We start from the raw sequence: 18,158 nt of genomic DNA, 5'->3' as shown, positions 1-18,158 counted from the left end.
CTGACAGGCTTAACCCATGTCCCTGGCCATGTTCACCCTCGACGGCGACCGGCTCGTGCCCGCCGAGATCGCCCGCAGCATGTGGAAGCACGACCAGATGCATGGCGTCGCCGTCAGCGGTGCGCTCGCCCGGGCGCTGGAGCTCCGGCTCGTCGAGCTGGGCCGCACCGACCTGCACCCCGCGCGCTACACCGTCGACCTGTTCCAGCCCGCCACGATGGCGCCGTGCACGGTCGAGACCGAGGTCGTGCGCGAGGGCAAGCGCATCTGCCTGATCGATGCGTCGCTGATGCAGGAGGGCGTACGCGTGGCCCGGGCGAGCTGCATCTTCCTGCTGGCGACTGAGACACCCAAGGGTGATGTCTGGTCGCCGGTCGACCGGCCGAAGCCGCCGCCGGAAAACCTCGTGCCGCCGAGTGACGAGCCCCGCGTGCCGCACTTCATCAGCGACTCGCCATGGTCGCAGTCGTTCCCCGACCACCAGAACTCCGGCCGCAAGCAGACCTGGCAGGCCGGCCTGCCCGTCGTCGACGGCGAGGAGGGTACGCCGTTCCAGTCGGTCGCGAGCATCGCCGACGGCACCAGCATGGTCGTCAACTGGGGCACCGAGGGCGTCAAGTTCATCAACACCGACATCACGCTCGCCCTCGCCCGCCCTCCCGTCAGCCGCGAGATCGGCCTGTCGGTGACCGACCGCGTCGAGTACGACGGCATCGCCGTCGGCACCGTCGAGGTCTTCGACCGCGCCGGGCCGCTGGGCACCGCCATGGTCACCGCGTTGGCCAACGCCGCGCGGCCGATCGACTTCGGCGACGTCGAGTTCGAGGACGACGGCAGCCGCAAGCCCGCTGAGTGAGCTCCCGCAGCGGAGGTCAGGTGGCGGTCAGGTGATCGCGCCTAGCGTCTGATGGCATGCTCACCCGTACCTTCCGCGCGCCCAAGGTCCCTGAGGTCTTCCTGCTGTTCTGGGTCGTCAAGCTGCTCACGACCGGGATGGGCGAGGCGGGGTCGGACTTCCTCGGCGCCGTCAGCATCCCGTTGGCCGCTGCGATCGGCATCGGTGGCTTCTTCGTCGTCCTGTGGCTGCAGCTGCGGGCCGACAGCTATCACCCCGTCCGCTACTGGCTGACCGTGCTGAGCGTCGCGTTGTTCGGCACGATGATCGCTGATGGCCCGCACGTCGCGCTCGGCACGCCGTACGCCGTCGACTCCGCGGTCTACCTCGTCCTGCTGGGCGGGCTGCTCGTCTGGTGGCGGCAGAGCGAGGGCACGCTGTCGGTCCACTCGATCACCTCGAGCCGCCGAGAGCGGTTCTACTGGGGTGCGGTCCTGCTGACGTTCGGCCTCGGCACGGCACTCGGCGACACGACAGCGATCGAGGTGGGCCTCGGCTTCCGGTGGTCGATCGTGCTGTTCGGGGTCCTCATCCTCGTGCCGTACGCGCTGTGGCGAGTCGGGCTGAACGCCACCGCCGCGTTCTGGTCGGCGTACGTGCTGACCCGCCCGCTCGGTGCCTCGGTCGCCGACTGGCTCGGCAAGCCGCACGCGTCGGGCGGCCTCGGGTGGGGCGACGGCACGGTTACCGGCATCGCGTTGCTGATCTTCGCCGTCCTGGTCGCGTACCTCGCGGTGAGCCACGCCGACGTCGACTCACGGGAGGTCATCCCGGAACAGACGGCGCTCGACCCCGTCCCCGATTAGGGGAGGTCGACGAGCTCAAGCGCCCCGGTCCTTCCCAGGGGCGAAACCGGTGAGGGTGCGATGGATGCCGAACCACGCGTTCGCCTCCGTGACGCACGCGTCGGCCGCAGCGCGGTTGCGCGACTAAGCGGAGCCGCCGCGAGTTCGCGGACCAGCGATCGCGCTCGAGATCGGGTGGCGCGTCCACGTCGAGCCGCGCTGGCGTGACGTACGGGTCAGCGACATCAGCCGGACGACGATCCAGAACTGGGTCGCTGCGCTCGGTGCCGACCGGTCCGCCACGACGGTCAAGCGCGCCTTCGGCGTCCTGTCATCCATCCTCGACGACGCCGTCGACGACCGACGCATCATCGCCACCCGGCCAAGGGCGTGAAGACCAAGCGCAAGGGCATGCGCGGCCGCGTCTACTTCAACCACCGACAGGTCGATCGCCTCGCCCGCGAAGCCGGAGACGCAGCCGGCGTCGTCCTGGTTCTCGCGTACACCGGAATCCGCTGGGGCGAGATGATCGCGCTCCGCGTCCGCGACGTCGACACCTCCCGGCGCCGCCTCTCGATCGAACGCAACGCCGTCGAGGTCGGCACCGAGATCCACATGGGTACGCCGAAGAACCACGAACCTCGCTCGGTGCCGTACATCCAGATGCTCGACCCGCTCTTCGAGAAGGCGCGCGCCGGCAAGGCGCCCGAGGCACTCCTCTTCCCCGGTCCCGACGGCGAACTGCGCCGGCATCCCCCGTGTCACTCCGCACGACCTCCGCCACACCGCCGCGTCCCTGGCGATTTCGTCCGGCGCGAACGCCAAGGCCGTCCAGCGCATGCTCGGCCACAAGTCCGCCGCCATGACCCTCGACGTCTACGCCGACCTCTTCGAAGATGACCTCGACGCGGTCGCAGTGGCGATGAATGAAGCGGCGGTCCGCGCTCTCGCGACGCGCTGAGGCGTCTGCCTCAATGCGGGTCAATTGGGTCTACGCGGACTCAGCTTGGGTCCACAAGGAGTCCAGTCACTGCATCTCGGGGCGGTTTCCCCGTCAACCTTGTGTAGCCCTTGGCCGTTGAGCATTCTCGGACCAACTTCTCTACGTAGGCAGGTTTGTACCCGTAGTCCCCGTGGCGTTTGTCGTAGGTGCAGTATCTCTCGTCTGTACGTTCCGGCGTAGAAGAATTGGTCTCTGGCCGCACGTTGAGCTTCTTCCAAGCACGCTGAAAGTCGTCAGAGGTGAATCGATACGGAATTCTCGACTTGACTGCTTCGACCACATGGGTGGGACGGAGTTCATCCGCTCCTACAACATTCCTGACCCGCTCGCGAACGATCACCTTGCCTTTACGCCCGAGCGCTTCCACAGCAAGCCGATCCTTGTCACTCAAATCGTCGTAGCGGGTGTACTGGATCGCCAACGCCTCGGGATCCTTTGGCGCAAGTTCCTGAAAGACACGGAGTCGGAGCTCATAGCGTGGATCACCAGCGACGGACTCGTCGAGATGCGCCGCGTACTCTGCGATGAACTTACGGACGGACGACGGCAGTCGCCGACGCAGCCGGAGAAGGGCCTTCTCGCCCTCGTCCGTGAACGATCCGACGAAGATTGGAAATCTCAGCCTGGTCGCGAGCGTGGAGCTCACGCCGAATTGCGTGGTCAGTTCGTACTCGTAGTTCAATAGAAGCGCCTGCGCCTGACCGCTTACAGCGGCCGACAGAGCCTGCTGTTCGCTGGCAAACCGGTGCTCGACCTTGTTGCGGAGACCGATAAAGAACTCCAAGTTTGCTCGAACGGGATCTTGAGGGTTTGGCCACCTCTGCAGACCACTTCTCGCAAGCTCCCAGCGTTTTGGCTCGCCGTCAATCTTCTCCAGACGGCGGGGGTTTGCCTGTTGCCAGTAGCGGTAATCGACATCGTCTCTGGTGAACTCCGCATGGAGCAGGTAGAGCCACGCCATGTGCATGTGCACAACAAAACCTTCGAAAGACCGCACTTCAGCTGGGTCGTTGTATAGGCGAACCGCGAGGCAAGCTTCATCCCGGGAAGCCTGCACCATGGGCCAGTGTCGTCTCGGGCGCGCCACGGCAGCTCCTCGGGTTGATGCAACCCACCGTAACTGCTCCTGACCTATGGTTGGCCAGCTCCCGGCCCGTGCAGCGGCCTATCGGACCGTGCCATTCAGGGAGATGGGCGGGCCTTAACAGCACGCGAAGGCCGGGCCAAGCTCTGCTTAGAAGTCCATATTGACTGCTTGGTCGTGCAAGTAACCGTGGTACTCCAGGAAGTCATTGAACGCTTCGGGACTCTCGATCGCCAAGCGAATTTGAGCCCGGAAGCCCTCGTCGAAACGAACCGCCAGATCGCTTTCTATCCACTCGAACGCATAGTAGAGCGTGGACTTGAGCCAGAGGTCCAACTCATCGAACAGTGCGAAGACCTCAGCGATGTCGGTCTCGTTCGCGGGTATGAACGAGAAGTGTGGGCTGTTCGTGACTGAGGTCATTCCCACCGGGACTGCGCCTACCCCGGGGGCCTGCAAGTAGATGGTCGCCCCATGCCCCTTCTCGAATCCACCATGCGAGTAGGGGTTCCGCCATCGCTCGATAACGCTGCCAAGACGGTCGCGGAATCTTGATGCCTCCACCCCTCGAGTGCCAAGCACCCGGGCCCATTTTTCGCCCCACCTCGACCCAATCATCTTCGTCAGGTCATCACCGTCCGGGTCGAAGTCGGCAAACGCGAGGGCGAGCACAAGGTCGTGCTCTAAGAGGCTCAGGTATGCCGTGATCGCAGCAACGAGGTCATGAAAGGCGTTCATGTCCATCTGCATCTGGCCACTCTTGAATGACGTGCCGCCGAGGATGAACGGCGGAACGGGGTCGAGCTCAGTACGCTCGTCCTCGATAATCGCGGGGCTCTCGGCTCGTTCCCTGAAGTACTCATACGCTCGGCGGAGCTGGCGATGTTGATTGACCACCGTGGCGTTCCCCCGACCTAGGATCGCCGGCGCAGCCGCCAGTACTACCTTCTCGACTGTCCTCATCGCTGAGGTAATTTGCTTGTGAATCTGCCGAAGTGTCTTCTGCGCCTCGGCCTCGCCAGCCTCAGTACGTACATAGATTCTGACGCCAAACTTCTGATGGGCCACCTCGCATGGTTCACCCCGAAAGGTGCAGTCAACCCACCACGCGACCTTCTCTCCCGGGCCGCTCGCTTCAAGGCCTACGAGGCTTAATGCGTAGCGGATCAGTCGTGGAACTGGCGTCTCGCGGGCAGCGAGAGGCAACTTGTACGTCTTGCCCTTCCGATCTTCGAACGGGAGAGGCGGACCGAAGTTGCGGAGCGCCGTCTCGCGAAGCCGCGCGGCTGCTTCCTCTGCTCCGGGAAGCCCGCTCACCCGAACGCGCCCGAAAGCGCCAGGCTCGCGACTGCCTCCGCGATCCCCCCTGCCGCTGCAGTTAGCGCCGGAACGCCGAGCTTCGAGGCGAGAGCCCGCAACTTGCCTGCCTTCTTGACCACATCACCCGTGTCGGGCACGTCCTTCTCGACCGCCGATCGCAAGTCGCCCACCGCCTGCATCAACTCTTCTCGGTGGTCGGGTTCGAGATCCCCCGTCATCTCCTGCAACTTGTCGAGGAGGGCCAGCACATCTTCAACGGTCAAGCCCTCAAACGTGGCGCTTGCTTTAGTGCCGACGGCAATTGCACCCTTGGCTTCGTGGATCGTCGTGTTGTAGACGTCGCCAACTTGACCCACCCGCTGGTCGACGGCCGCATCGACCTTGTCCTTTCCCGGAAGCTCGGTCAATGGCGTGCCGGACGTAAGATCCGCAACGATCTCAACGAGGTTGGTCCGAACCTGGCCGAGGATCCCCGCGACGTGAGAACCAGACATGACGTACGAGAGGCTGCTGACGCTCTGGAAGGGACCAAGTTCGCGATTCCAGATTGACATCGCAGCCGCGAGGCCTGGTGAGCTAAATGACAGCTTCTTCTGCCCAGCGAGCTGCTCGAGTTCCTCGATTGGCTGTTTCATGGGGATCGTTTCGGAGACGTACTCTCGTGCCTTCGGAGGTATCTGGAGACGATCGAGAATTTGACCCTGCACCCACGTTGGGCCACTCTGCGAATCGGCTGAGATGGGCGGGCTGTGGAGTCGGCGGTACCTGGGCACCTCGTCTTCGTCTCCGTAGCCGTTCAGCTCGCGACGCGCCCAATCGCGCAGCGAGTCTGAGCCAGTCTCCGCGCCGAGCATCAAGCACTTACGGAGCAGACCAGATAGCGGCTCGGATTCATCCATCAGACGCTCACGCAGTGACTGAAGCAGGGTGTCGCTCATGTCACAAGACCCTACGATGTCGGGCGGCGCCTACGTCGCAGATCGGGGCCTAGGACATCTTCGGCGGCTTGGCGGTAAGGCCCATATCGATTCGCGCCTGTTCCGGCTCGATTGGGTGCAATGTCAAGCCTCGGATCAGGCCCTTCCGGCTCTCGTTTCGCGGCCCTGTCTCATCCGCATCGTGAGAAAAGTGTGCCCAAAATGTGCCCAAAGCGGACATTGTGAGAAAGTGAAGACCCCCGATATCACTGGGATTCCAGCGAAAATCGGGGGTCTTCATCGTGCGGTGGCGGTGGGATTTGAACCCACGGTGGGTTTGAGCCCACACATCATTTCGAGTGATGCACCTTCGGCCGCTCGGACACGCCACCGCGGACGAGGTTACCGGAAGCCGTGACGCCAGCCGAATCCGGCCCTCAGGCCCCGATGTGCGTACGGATGGTGGCGCCGATCGCTGCCATCTCGGCGAGGACGCGGTCTCGGGGATCCTCGGCCGCATCGTCGGGCCAGCTCGCCAGGACCGCGTACGCGACGGAACCCGCAGGGCCGGTGACGACGCCGACGTCACCGCGAACGGTGCTGATCGTGCCGGTCTTGTTGACCAGCGTGACACCGCGATCGGGCTCCGCGTGCGCCAGCGGGTCGAGGCCGAACGCGGCAGCGACCATCGAGAGGTCGGCGTTGGCGGCGACCCAGCGGAGCACGCGGGAGCTCACCGACGCAGAGCCGATGTCGCCGCGGTGCAGGCGGGCCATGAGGTCGGAGAGCTCGTCGGCGTTGCCGGCGGACAGGGTCCAGGGATCCTCCGGTGAGCGATCGTCACGCACCCGGTCGAGCAATGCCGAGCGTACGAAGCCCAGCGACGCAGAGGTCGCACCAACAGCGGAGATCCCGATGCGACGGGTGAGGACGTTGGTGGCGAGGTTGTCGCTGAACCCGCCGACCAGCCAGCAGAGGTCATCGATCGTGAACGCGTCGCGCCGCATCAGGTGCCACAGGCCGGAGTCGGCAACCGCATCGTCGGAGGTACGCCGCAGCTCCTCACCGAGGTCGAGCTCACCAGCAGCAGCGGCGCGGGCGATCTCGATCAGCAGGAACAGCTTGCCGATGCTGGCTGTACGCAGGACGCGATCAGGGGAAAGCGAAGCCAACACACGAGACGACGCCGCATCCCGTACGCACACCGACCACTCGACGTCGTCGGACAGCGGTGGCAGGCGCACGCGTCACACCGTAGCGAGGAAGTGCGCCAGGATCTCCAGGCCACCGCAGAGCGATGACACCGGCACCCGCTCATCGACCCCGTGCAGGCCCGACCGGCGGCGGCCTTCGGGGTCGGCGGTCGCCGGCACAAACCCGTAGCAGGCGATGCCGAGCAGGCTGAACGCCTTGGCATCGGTGCCACCGCCGAGGCAGCCCGGGACGACGACGGCAGACGGGTCGACGTGCTGGATCGAGGCGACCATCGCGTCGAACCACGGCCCGTCGATCGGCGCCTGCACCGACGGCTCGCGCACCGAGTGCTCGAACGTGACCCCGTCGCCGACGAGCTCCGGCAACGCGGCCAGCAGCTCGTCCTCGAACCCCGGCGGGCAGCGTACGTCGATCTCCGCCTCGGCGAGGCCGGGGATGACGTTGACCTTGTAGCCGGCGCGGACGACCGTCGGCGTCGTCGAGGCGCGCACCGTGAAGAGCGCGACATCGGCCGCATCGCCCAGGGCGTCGATCGTCCGCAGCACCCCGTCGTCGTCATCGAGGTCGGCGTCGACCCCCAACGCGGCAGCCGTCTGCTCGAGCTGCGCCCGCACCAACGGCGACATGTGCAGCGGCCAGTCGTGGTGCCCGATGCGATGGAGTGCGTCGACGAGAGCCAGGACCGCGCTGCCCTCGGTGGGCCGCGACGCATGCCCCGAGCTGCCGGTCGCGGTGAGCTTCAGGTGCAGCGTGCCGCGCTCGCCGGCCGCGATCCGGGCCAGGCGCACCGGCCCGCCGGCGCCAACGTGCGACTCGACGACACCGCCGGACTCGCCGATCCCGGCGGCCACGCCGGCGAACAGCTCGGGGTGCGCCTCGACGAGCCACTGTGCGCCGTACGCCCCGTCGGTCTCCTCGTCGGCGACGAACGCGACGACGACATCGCGCCGCGGCCGCTCCCCCGACGAAGCCCAGTCGAGCAGCACCGCCAAGGTCATCGCGGCCATGTCCTTCATGTCCATCGCGCCGCGACCGGTGACGTAGCCGTCCACGAGGTCGCCGCCGAACGGGTCGAAGCTCCACTGCTCGGGCTCCGCCGGTACGACGTCGAGGTGCGCGTGCACCAGCAGCCCTTCGAGCGACGGGTCGGTGCCCGGAACGCGTACGACCACGTTGGCCCGGTCCGGGGCGTCCTCGCGCGCCAGCAGGACCGGCTCGAGGCCAGCGCCCACCAGGAGGTCGTGGATCCACATCGCTGCCGCGAGCTCGCCCTCGGCATCCCCGGGCGCTCGGTTGGTGGTGTCGAACCTCAGCAGCGTCTGCAGCAGGGAGACGACGTCAGGGCGCTCGGCCACGGCAGTCTCCCTCCCCTAGCGATGTCCGCAGATTTGCGGAACACATCAGGCTGCCTACTGTGTACCACACCGGGCGGATCGGTCCAGTTCTACGCTCAGCAGCACTCGATGTGTGAAAGTTGTGTTACGTATCCCACGAAAATCATTGACATCGAGACAGGGCTGCTGAACAGTGCGAAGGGTGCCGCGACGACTCGGCACCCAGGCACACCAGGATCGGGGACCCATGATCACCACGTCTCGCCCACGCTTCCTCCGGGCACTCACCGGGGTCGCGGCGGCCGCACTCCTCACCCTCGCCGGGCTCGCCGTGACGACACCGGCGCACGCAGCCGACGACTCCAAGCCCATCAAGGTCGCGATGTTCAACGACATCGACACGTTCAACCCGTTCACCGCGGTCCTGCTGCAGAGCACCGGCATCAACCGCTACCAGTACGAGGCGCTCGTCGGCTACGGCCGCAACAGCGAGCCCGACGCCGGCATCGCCGACACGTGGGACACCAGCGACGACGGCATCACCTGGACGTTCCACATCCCCAAGGACCGCACGTGGTCCGACGGCAAGGCGATCACCGCCGACGACGTCGTCTACACCTACACGTCGATCATGAAGACCTCCGCGCTGCAGGCGGCCAACGGCGGACTCGTCACCAACATCGCCGACGTCAAGGCCACCGATCCGCAGACCGTCGTCATGACGCTCAAGTCCGCGCAGGCCCCCAACCCCGGCCAGGAGATCCCGATCGTCCCCAAGCACATCTGGGACAAGCAGGACCCGGCGAAGTTCGCCGCCGACAAGGACGTCGTCGGCTCCGGCCCGTTCACGATCACGACCTACAAGACCGGCCAGTCCGTCGAGCTCAAGGCCAACCCGCACTTCTGGCGCGGCAAGCCCCAGGTCTCCGGCGTGACGTACGTGGCCTACAAGAACTCCGACGCCGCGGTGCAAGGCCTCAAGTCCGGCGAGGTCGACATCGCCGACGGCCTGACGCCGGCGCAGTACGACTCGCTCAAGGGCGCCAAGAACATCACCCGCCACGCCGGCATCGGCCGCCGCTACCAGGCGCTGGCCATCAACCCCGGCGCGATCGACATCGACGGCAAGCCCATGGGCGACGGCAACCCCGCGCTCAAGGACCCCAAGCTCCGCGAGGCGATCTTCATGGCGGTCGACAAGAAGACGCTGCTCGACCGCGTGCTGCAGGGACTCGGCGACCTCGGGCAGACCGAGGTGCCCAAGTCGTACGAGAAGTACTTCGGCTTCGCCGAGGGGTACGAGGAGGTGCCCTTCGACCTCGACGGCGCCAACAAGCTGCTCGACGAGGCCGGCTACAAGAAGGGCGCCAACGGCATCCGCGAGGACAAGGACGGCAAGCCGCTCAAGCTCCGCCTCATGGGTCGCAACACCGAGCCGGCGCACGCGCAGATGGCCGACTTCCTGACGAGCTGGTTCAAGGACATCGGCATCGCGCTCGATGTCTCGATGGTCACGCCCGACAAGGTCAACGAGGACTCGACGCTCGGCAACTACGACCTCTACTTCACCGGCTGGAGCCTCGGTCCCGACCCCGACAATCAGCTGGCGATGAACACCTGTGCTTCGCGACCCAATGCCGATGGCTCGGGCAACACGAGCGAGAACAACTGGTGCTCGCCGGAGTTCGACGCGGCGTTCAAGGCCCAGCATGCCGAGCTCGACGAGGGCAAGCGCCAGGAGCTGGTCAAGAAGGCGTTCAGCATCCTCTACGACGCGTACGTCAGCGACCCGATCTGGTACATCAAGCCGCTCGAGGCCTACCGCAGCGACCACTTCACCGGCTTCGGCCTGCAGCCCGAGAAGGGTGGCGTGATCCTCAACCAGAACGGCTACTGGGGCCTCTACGGCGCCAAGCCCGTGAGCTCCGACAGCGCGTCGTCCGACGACGACGGCGGTCTGCCCGGCTGGGTCATCCCGGTGGGTGCCATCGTGGTGCTCGCGGCGGCCGGAGGCGCCATCGTCGCGTCGCGCCGGCGCAGCACGGGTGAAGACAGGGAGTGAGACATGACCGTCATCGAGACGGTCCCCGCGGACAGCGAGGACACGAGGGGGTCCTCGCTGCCGCGGTACCTCGCGCTCAAGGCCGGCGGCGCGCTCATCAGCCTCGCGCTGGTCGTGGTGCTCGGGTTCTTCATGTTCCGGATCATCCCCGGCGATCCCGCGATCAACATGACGCGCGGCCGCCAGGTCAGCCCCGGCGAGGTCGAGCGCCTGCGCCAGGAGATGGGCCTCGACCAGCCGCTGCTCGTCCAGTTCTGGCGCTTCGTCCGCGACCTGTTCACGGGTGACCTCGGCACCTCGTACGTCTATCGGCGCCCCGTGACCGAGCTGATCGGCGACTACATCGGCCCGACGCTGCTGCTCACCGGCACGGCGGCGATCATCTCGGTCGTCCTCGGCCTGTGGCTCGGGCAGAAGGCGGCCTGGCGGCGTGGCAGCTGGTTCGACAAGATCCACACCGGTGTCGCGCTGGTGTTCTGGTCCGTGCCGACGTTCTGGCTCGGCCTCCTGCTGCTCCTGGTGTTCGGCGGTGGCCTCGGCTGGTTCCCCACGGGCGGCATGAGCACGGCCGCATCGACCGACACCGGCATCGCGCACGTCCTCGATGTGGCCCACCACCTCGTGCTGCCGGTCGTCACGATGGTCGCGGTGATCTATGCGCAGTACCTCATGGTCATGCGCGCCTCGGTGCTCGAGGAGATGTCGGCCGACTACCTCACGACGGCCCGCGCCAAAGGCCTGCGCGAGGACCTCGTACGTACGCGGCACGCCGTGCCCAACGCGCTGCTGCCGACCGTCACGCTGATCTTCCTGACCCTCGGCCTCCTGATCGCCGGCACCGTGACGGTCGAGACGGTCTTCTCGTGGCCCGGCCTGGGCTACCTGACCTACAAGGGACTCAGCGCCCCTGACTTCCCGCTCGTGCAGGGCACCTTCGTGGTGTTCTCGGCCGCGGTGATCGTCATGAACTTCATCGCCGACCTGCTCTATCGCGTCCTCGACCCCCGGCTGAAGTCGTCATGACCACGTCAGGACAGGCGGCGATCCGCGCACGCCGCAGGGCACGGTTCACCGAGGTCGTGCGCGAGATCGCCTCACACCCGTCGGCCCTGATCGGCGCCGGGCTGCTGCTCCTCATCGTCGTGCTGGCGCTGTTGGCTCCGGTGCTGATGCCGATGGACCGGCTCGACGTCACCAAGATCACCGCCCATGGCAACGAGTCGCCGAGCGGCGGCCACTGGCTCGGCACCGACCCGTCTGGTCGGGACGTGCTCGGCCTGCTGCTCTGGGGTTCCCGCGCCTCGCTGCTCGTCGGGTTCTCGGCCACGGCGATCGCGATGGTCATCGGCACGGTGTTCGGCATGGCCGCCGGGCACTTCACCGGACTGACCCGTGCCGTCGTGCTACGGATCATCGACTTCTTCCTCGTCGTGCCGAGCCTCGTGCTGGCGATCGTCCTGTCGACCGTGCTGTCCCGCGGCCTGTCGACGATCGTCATCGCGATCGGCGTGACGTCGTGGGCGCAGACCGCCAGGGTCGTCCGCGCACAGACCCTGACGATCGAGACCCGCCCCTACATCGAACGGTCCCGCGCTCTCGGCGCCGGCGACCGGCACATCATCGGCAAGCACGTCCTGCCGGCCGTCATGCCGCTCGTCATGGCCAACACGACCCTGACGGTCGGCTCGGCGATCATCCTGGAGTCGACGCTGGCGTTCCTCGGCCTCGGCGACCCGACGACGTTCTCGTGGGGCTCGATGCTCAAGACCGCCCTCGACACCGGCGCGGCGACGGCCGGCTACTGGTGGTTCGTGCTGGCTCCCGGCGTCGCGATCGTCATCGTCGTGCTGTGCTTCACGCTCGTGGGCCGCGCCCTGGAAGCCGTGCTCAACCCGACGCTGAGGTCCCGCTGATGACCGAGCCGACACTCGTCTGGGACGACGTCCGCATCACGTACGCCGGCGGCAACGTCGCGGTCGACGGCGTCAGCCTCGAGGTCGAGCGCGGCGGCACCGTGGGCCTCGCCGGCGAGTCCGGCTGCGGCAAGTCGACGCTCGCGATGTCGGTGCTGCGCCTGCTGCCTCGCTCGGCGCGCATCGAAGGTCGCATCGTGCTGCAGGGCGAAGAAGTCGCCGGCATGACCTGGGGCCGGCTGCGGGCGGTCCGCTGGACCGAGGCGGCGATCGTGTTCCAGGGCGCGATGCACTCGCTCAACCCCGTCCGGCAGGTACGCCATCAGGTCGCCGAGGCGCTCGCGCTGCACAGCACCAAGGAGTTCCCCGACTCGGCGGCCCGGTTGCGGCGCGTGGACGAGCTGCTGGCGCTGGTCGACCTGACGCCGGCCAAGGGTCGCGCCTATCCGCACGAGCTCTCCGGCGGTCAACGCCAGCGCGTCATGATCGCGATGGCGCTGGCCTGCGACCCCGAGCTGATCATCGCCGACGAGCCGACGACCGCCCTCGACGTCGTCGTGCAGGCCCAGGTGCTCGATGTGCTCAACGGTCTCGTCCGCGACCGCGAGCTGACGCTCGTGATGATCAGCCACGACCTCGCGGTGCTCGCCGCGGTGTGCGACCGGATCGTCGTGATGCAGGACGGCCGCATCGTCGAGCAGGGCAAGGCACAGCAGATCCTCGCGGCTCCGACGCACGAGCACACCAAGGAGCTCGCGGCCGCGTTCCCGATCATCGGCGACCCGTCGTCCCGCCTCGTCGTGGGCCGCGACCCCGGTTCCTTGAGCGACCACAGCTCCTTGAGCGTTTCGACAAGCTCAACGGGCGGGGTCGTCCTCGAGGTCCGCGACCTCACGGTCGACTTCCGGTCGCGCGGCCAGCACGTACGCGCCGTGGACCACGTCGACCTGTCGTGCGGCGCCGGCGAGATCGTCGCGCTCGTCGGTCAGTCCGGCTCGGGCAAGACGACCCTCGCGCGTACGATCCTGGGCCTGCAGAAGCCGACGAGCGGACAGGTGCTCCACGAGGGCAAGCCGTTGCCGCATCGGCGCGCGGCCCTCAAGGCGTACCGGCGCCAGGTGCAGTACGTCCTGCAGGACCCGACGGCGTCGCTCAACCCCAAGCACACGGTCTATGAGGCGGTCGCCGAGGGCATTCGCATCCACGGGCTGGACGATGAGCGCGAGCGGGTCATCCGCGCGCTGACGCGTGCAGAGCTGACACCGCCCGAGCGCTTCTTCGCCGCGATCCCGCAGGAGCTGTCCGGCGGGCAGCGCCAGCGCGTCGTGATCGCCGGGGCTCTCGCGCTCGACCCGACCTATCTCGTCGCCGACGAGCCTGTCGCGAGCCTCGACGCGTCCGTACGCGGTGAGATCCTCGCGCTGCTCCTGCAGCTGCGCCGCGACCTGGGGCTCGGCGCACTCGTCATCACGCACGACCTCGGCCTGGCATGGAACATCGCCGACCGCGTCGTCGTGATGCACCGTGGCCAGATCGTCGAGAATGGTCCGGTGGAACAGGTCCTGCTCGACCCCCAGCACGACTACACCAAGTCGCTGCTCGCGGTCGTGCCGTCCAAGCTGGGCCTGCGATGAGGATCCAGCCCGGCGACCGGGTCGCACTCGTCGCTCCCGCAGGCCCGGCGCCCGGCGAGCACCTGGCCGTGGCCGTCGGCATGGTCGAGTCGTGGGGGCTGCGACCCGTGACCTATCCCAGTGCGACCGCCGCACACACCCGCGCCCACTACCTGTCGGGCGACGACCGCGTACGCGCCGACGACGTCCAGCAGGCGTGGTGCGATCCGGACATCGCCGGCATCTTCTGCATCCGCGGCGGCTACGGCGCCGTACGCATCCTCGACCTGCTCGACCGCGACGCGATGGCTGCCGCCGAGCCCAAGCCGCTGTACGGCAGCTCGGACGTCACGGCACTGCACGAATGGATGCGCGAGCAGCTCGGCGTGCCGACCTGGTTCACCCCGATGCTGAGCATCCCCAGCCTGGTCACGGATCAGGTGTCGCTCGACGCACTGCGCACCGCGGTGCTCGACCCCGACTCGGTCCGCGCGTGGACGTCGGACCACGCCGTCACCCTCGTCGAAGGTCGCGCCGAGGGCCGGCTGATCGGCGGCAACCTCTCGTTGCTCTCGATGACCACCGGCGCTCGCGGCCGGCCGCGGCTCGACAACACCGGCTGCATCGCGCTGCTCGAGGACTTCACCGAGTCGACCTACCGGATCGACGGCTATCTGCACACGCTGCTGCGCTCGGGCTGGTTCGACGGCGTCACCGGCGTCGCCCTGGGCAGCTGGGCCAGGTGCTCGCCGGTCGACGAGATCCACGCCCTGTGCGTCGAGCTGCTCGGCCCGCTCGGCATCCCGGTCGTCGGCGAGCTCGGCTTCGGCCACGGACCCGGTGCCCAGAGCATCCCGCTCGGCGTCCCCGGCGTCCTGCTCGCCGGAGATTCCCCGGCGTTGCAGCTCGTCCCTCGGGACCCGACCTCACATTCCCTCACGTCGTCAGGAAGGCTGAGCCCATGACCGTACGCCCAGACACGAGCCGAGCTCCTCGCTCTGCCACGATCCTCAAGTCGCGGCTGATCGACGCGCACCGCCAGGAGTTCGAAGCCGGCCTCGAGTGGGCGCTCACCGACCCCATGGTCGAGGCCGCCGCGGCCCGCATCACCGGCGCCCGGCGGCGGTTCGTGCTCGGCGCGGCCACCTCGTTCACGTACGCCTCGCTGCTCGCGGCCAAGCTCAGCAACTCGCTGGCCCAGGTGACCCTGGTCGACGGCACGATCGTCCGCCCGCTCGACATCCTCTCGGACGTACGCGCGAGCGACGTCATGATCGTGCTGTCGTTCCGGCGGTTCCGCGGCTACACGATCGACACCGCACTGCCGTTCGTCGACGCCGGCGGATTGCTCGTGCTGATCACCGACTCCGACACCAATCCGCTCGCCTCGCGGGCGACCGAGGTCATCGTCATCGGCCCTGATGACACCGCCGGCTACGCCCACGTCGACGAGGACCTCAGCATGCACCCCGAGACCCCCGAGGTCTCGCCGCCCGTCGTCGCGCTGGTCATCGACCTCCTCGCGACGCTGTCGACCGCCAGCGCCAAGGGCGCCAACCGACGGTTCGCCGAGCGCCAGCGCCTCGCATCGGAGCTCGGGCTCTACCGTGACTGACCACTCCTCCGTGCTGGTCGGACAGCCGGCGGCGATCGAGGCGCTCGGCCTCGCACCCCTGGTCGACGGCCACAACGACCTCGCCTGGGAGGCCCGCGACCAGCGCGCATACTCCGTCGAGGACCTCGACACCGACCTGACCGGCGTCTATCAGACCGACCTCCCCCGCCTGCGTCGCGGCGGAGTCGGCGCGCAGTTCTGGTCGGTCTATGCGCCGTGCGAGCGGCGTGGCGCGGACGCCGTCACCTACACGCTCGAGCAGATCGACTTCGTGCACCGCCTGATCGCTCGCTATCCCGCCGAGCTCTCATACGCCTGGAGCGGCGACGACGTACGGCGCGCCTGGCGGTCCGGCCGCATCGCGTCGCTGCTGGGCGCCGAGGGCGGGCACAGCATCGACGGCTCGCTCGCGGTGCTGCGCGACTTCGCCCGGCTCGGCGTGCGCTACATGACGCTGACCCACAACGACAACACGCCGTGGGCCGACTCGGCGACCGACGACGAGGTGCACGGCGGCCTGACCGACTTCGGGCGCGAGGTCGTCGCGGAGATGAACCGGCTCGGCATGCTCGTGGACCTGTCGCACGTGGCGGCGACGACGATGCGCGATGCGCTCGATGTGACGACCTCACCGGTGATCTTCAGCCACTCGTCGTGCCGGGCGGTCACCGATCATCCGCGCAACGTGTCGGACGACGTCCTCGCCCGGCTCTCCGTCAACGGCGGCGTCCTGATGGTCGCGTACGTGCCCTACTTCGTGAACCAGGACTCGGCCGACTGGTCGTTCGGCGATCGCTCGACCCCCGCACCGCGTACGACCGTCGATGACGTCGTCGCCCACGTCGAGCACGCGCGCGAGGTGGCGGGCATCGACCACATCGGGCTCGGCAGCGACTACGACGGCGTCGCGGCATTCCCCGAAGGGATGGGCGACGTCACGGGGCACGCGCTGCTGATCGACCGGCTCGCCGAGCGCGGCTGGTCGAGCCTCGACCTGGCCAAGCTCATGGGCGACAACATCCTGCGCGTCCTCGATGCGACAGCGGACGGATCGCGATGAGCGACCCCGACGCGCGCACCCGCGAGCTCGCTGCCGCCGGCGAACCGACGGCCTGGTTCGAGGAGCTGTATGCCGAGGCCGCCGACGGGTTGGCCACCGTCCCGTGGGACCGCGAAGCGCCCTCGCAGCTGGTGCAGGAGTGGGTCACTGCACGTCCCGACGGCAGTGACCGGTCAGCGGTCGTCGTGGGATGCGGCTACGGCCGCGACGCCGAGCTGATCGCGCGCCACGGCTATCGCACGACGGGCTTCGACATCTCGCCGACCGCGATCGGCGCGGCCCGGCAGCGGCATACCGGCTCGCCCGTCGACTATCAGGTCGCCGACCTGTTTGCGCTGCCCGAGGAGTGGCGTGGCGCCTTCGACCTGGTGGTCGAGAGCATGAACGTGCAGGCGTTGCCCGTCGCCCTCCGCCGGGCGGCGATCGCCGGCGTACGCAGTCTGGTCGCACCCGGCGGCACGCTGTTCGTCATGGCGGTGGCGCGGGACGACGGCGAGGAGACCGACGGCCCACCGTGGCCGCTCGATCGCGCGGAGGTCGAGACGTTCGGCACCGGGCTGGTCGTCCGTTCACTCGACCGCATCACCGACGCCGTGGACCCCACCATCAGCCGGTGGGCGGCGGAGTTCGTCCGCGAAGCCGGCTGATGGAGCCCGCCCTGCTCAACGACCTCGCCGCGCGTGCCCGAGGCCTGGTCACCGACGAACGCCGCGCGCTGCTCGGCATCACCGGGGCGCCCGGTGCGGGCAAGACCACGCTCGCGGTCGCCCTCGTCCAACGTCTGCGGGCCGACGGCGTCGCTGTCGCGCACGTGCCGATGGACGGCTTCCACCTGGCCGATGCGGCGCTGGTCGAGCGCGGCATCCTCGATCGCAAGGGGGCGATCGAGACGTTCGACGTGCACGGCTATCTCGCGCTGCTGCGGCGCCTGCGCACGGAGCTGGACCACGACGTCCTCGCGCCCGACTTCGAACGTACGTTGGAGCAGCCGATCGCGGGCGCCATCAGCGTGCGCCCGCAGGACCGGCTGGTCGTGACCGAGGGCAACTACCTGCTCGACGAGCGGGACGCATGGCCCGAGGTCCGCGCCGCGCTCGACGAGACGTGGTTCGTCGAGGTGCCGGATGACGTACGCGTCGAGCGTCTCGTGCGTCGCCACGTCGAGTTCGGCAAGCCGGACCCGGAGGCGCGGGCCTGGGTCGCACACGTCGACGAGCCGAACGCCCGCCGGATCGTGGCACGACGAAGCGCCGCCGACCTCGTGGTCGACGGCGCCCTCATCTGACAAGCCGCGTTCGCCGGTCTCAATACGCCGAACTCGCAGAGCTCGTCCGGCTCTCGA

General features: G+C 67.9%; 18 protein-coding genes and 1 tRNA gene. 12 read left to right on the top strand and 7 right to left on the bottom strand.

Annotated features, from left to right (window positions below; genetic code table 11):
- Positions 1–16 precede the first annotated feature (16 nt).
- A complete protein-coding gene (locus tag ESP70_RS17260) occupies positions 17–856 on the top strand; it encodes a thioesterase family protein (RefSeq protein ID WP_149690528.1) in 840 nt (279 codons plus the stop codon).
- A 56-nt stretch (positions 857–912) separates the two neighbouring features.
- Positions 913–1,701 (top strand): COG4705 family protein, encoded by a 789-nt coding sequence (locus ESP70_RS17255; protein ID WP_149690527.1) that lies wholly within the window; start codon positions 913–915, stop codon positions 1,699–1,701.
- Between the two features lie 123 nt (positions 1,702–1,824).
- Here ESP70_RS17255 and ESP70_RS20500 read toward each other — a convergent pair whose 3' ends face one another.
- Positions 1,825–2,544, bottom strand: a complete 720-nt coding sequence (locus ESP70_RS20500) for a hypothetical protein (RefSeq protein ID WP_246162072.1) — start codon at positions 2,542–2,544, stop codon at positions 1,825–1,827.
- On the opposite strand from ESP70_RS20500, the gene ESP70_RS20700 reads away from it, so the two are divergent.
- Positions 2,477–2,641 carry a hypothetical protein gene (locus ESP70_RS20700; RefSeq protein ID WP_425458398.1) on the top strand — a complete coding sequence of 55 codons (165 nt, stop codon included), beginning with the start codon at positions 2,477–2,479 and terminating at the stop codon, positions 2,639–2,641. The genes ESP70_RS20500 and ESP70_RS20700 overlap by 68 nt on opposite strands.
- 40 nt (positions 2,642–2,681) lie before the next feature.
- Here ESP70_RS20700 and ESP70_RS17245 read toward each other — a convergent pair whose 3' ends face one another.
- From ESP70_RS17245 to ESP70_RS17220, 6 genes are all read right to left on the bottom strand, one after another.
- Complete coding sequence (locus ESP70_RS17245; RefSeq protein ID WP_425458397.1) at positions 2,682–3,770, bottom strand: DUF3644 domain-containing protein; 1,089 nt, start codon at positions 3,768–3,770, stop codon at positions 2,682–2,684.
- A gap of 147 nt (positions 3,771–3,917) precedes the next feature.
- Positions 3,918–5,084 (bottom strand): hypothetical protein, encoded by a 1,167-nt coding sequence (locus ESP70_RS17240; protein ID WP_149690524.1) that lies wholly within the window; start codon positions 5,082–5,084, stop codon positions 3,918–3,920.
- Positions 5,081–6,025 (bottom strand): AbiTii domain-containing protein, encoded by a 945-nt coding sequence (locus ESP70_RS17235; protein WP_149690523.1) that lies wholly within the window; start codon positions 6,023–6,025, stop codon positions 5,081–5,083. The genes ESP70_RS17240 and ESP70_RS17235 overlap by 4 nt, the downstream gene beginning before the upstream one ends.
- 284 nt (positions 6,026–6,309) lie before the next feature.
- Positions 6,310–6,396: transfer RNA gene (locus ESP70_RS17230), tRNA-Ser, on the bottom strand.
- 45 nt (positions 6,397–6,441) lie between these two features.
- On the bottom strand, positions 6,442–7,248 hold the full coding sequence (locus tag ESP70_RS17225; protein ID WP_149690522.1) for a serine hydrolase: 807 nt from the start codon (positions 7,246–7,248) through the stop codon (positions 6,442–6,444).
- A 3-nt stretch (positions 7,249–7,251) separates the two neighbouring features.
- The gene (locus ESP70_RS17220) at positions 7,252–8,574 is read right to left on the bottom strand and encodes a M20/M25/M40 family metallo-hydrolase (protein ID WP_149690521.1); all 1,323 of its coding nucleotides are present in this window, start codon (positions 8,572–8,574) and stop codon (positions 7,252–7,254) included.
- Between the two features lie 226 nt (positions 8,575–8,800).
- On the opposite strand from ESP70_RS17220, the gene ESP70_RS17215 reads away from it, so the two are divergent.
- Genes ESP70_RS17215 through ESP70_RS17175 form a run of 9 tightly spaced genes read left to right on the top strand, consistent with a single transcriptional unit; the run spans position 8,801 to position 18,101 of the window.
- Positions 8,801–10,615, top strand: a complete 1,815-nt coding sequence (locus ESP70_RS17215) for an ABC transporter substrate-binding protein (protein WP_149690520.1) — start codon at positions 8,801–8,803, stop codon at positions 10,613–10,615.
- A 3-nt stretch (positions 10,616–10,618) separates the two neighbouring features.
- On the top strand, positions 10,619–11,638 hold the full coding sequence (locus ESP70_RS17210; protein ID WP_149690519.1) for an ABC transporter permease: 1,020 nt from the start codon (positions 10,619–10,621) through the stop codon (positions 11,636–11,638).
- Positions 11,635–12,528: an ABC transporter permease gene (locus ESP70_RS17205; protein ID WP_149690518.1), complete on the top strand. Its 894-nt coding sequence runs from the start codon at positions 11,635–11,637 to the stop codon at positions 12,526–12,528. The genes ESP70_RS17210 and ESP70_RS17205 overlap by 4 nt, the downstream gene beginning before the upstream one ends.
- Positions 12,528–14,162, top strand: coding sequence for an ABC transporter ATP-binding protein (locus ESP70_RS17200; RefSeq protein ID WP_149690517.1), 1,635 nt, complete (start codon positions 12,528–12,530; stop codon positions 14,160–14,162). Before ESP70_RS17205 ends, ESP70_RS17200 begins: the two co-directional genes overlap by 1 nt.
- Complete coding sequence (locus tag ESP70_RS17195) at positions 14,159–15,106, top strand: S66 peptidase family protein (protein ID WP_149690516.1); 948 nt, start codon at positions 14,159–14,161, stop codon at positions 15,104–15,106. The genes ESP70_RS17200 and ESP70_RS17195 overlap by 4 nt, the downstream gene beginning before the upstream one ends.
- Positions 15,103–15,756, top strand: coding sequence for a MurR/RpiR family transcriptional regulator (locus ESP70_RS20495; RefSeq protein WP_149690515.1), 654 nt, complete (start codon positions 15,103–15,105; stop codon positions 15,754–15,756). The genes ESP70_RS17195 and ESP70_RS20495 overlap by 4 nt, the downstream gene beginning before the upstream one ends.
- On the top strand, positions 15,749–16,816 hold the full coding sequence (locus tag ESP70_RS17185; protein ID WP_246162071.1) for a dipeptidase: 1,068 nt from the start codon (positions 15,749–15,751) through the stop codon (positions 16,814–16,816). Before ESP70_RS20495 ends, ESP70_RS17185 begins: the two co-directional genes overlap by 8 nt.
- Positions 16,813–17,463, top strand: coding sequence for a class I SAM-dependent methyltransferase (locus ESP70_RS17180; RefSeq protein ID WP_149690514.1), 651 nt, complete (start codon positions 16,813–16,815; stop codon positions 17,461–17,463). The genes ESP70_RS17185 and ESP70_RS17180 overlap by 4 nt, the downstream gene beginning before the upstream one ends.
- Positions 17,463–18,101: a nucleoside/nucleotide kinase family protein gene (locus ESP70_RS17175; protein ID WP_149690513.1), complete on the top strand. Its 639-nt coding sequence runs from the start codon at positions 17,463–17,465 to the stop codon at positions 18,099–18,101. Before ESP70_RS17180 ends, ESP70_RS17175 begins: the two co-directional genes overlap by 1 nt.
- The last annotated feature ends 57 nt before the right edge of the window (positions 18,102–18,158 follow it).

Origin of the sequence: Aeromicrobium ginsengisoli, from assembly GCF_004134905.2 — a bacterium.
GTDB classification, from domain to species: domain Bacteria; phylum Actinomycetota; class Actinomycetes; order Propionibacteriales; family Nocardioidaceae; genus Aeromicrobium; species Aeromicrobium ginsengisoli.
Note: the sequence above shows the minus strand (reverse complement) of the source record. Positions and strands in the feature narration are given on the sequence as shown.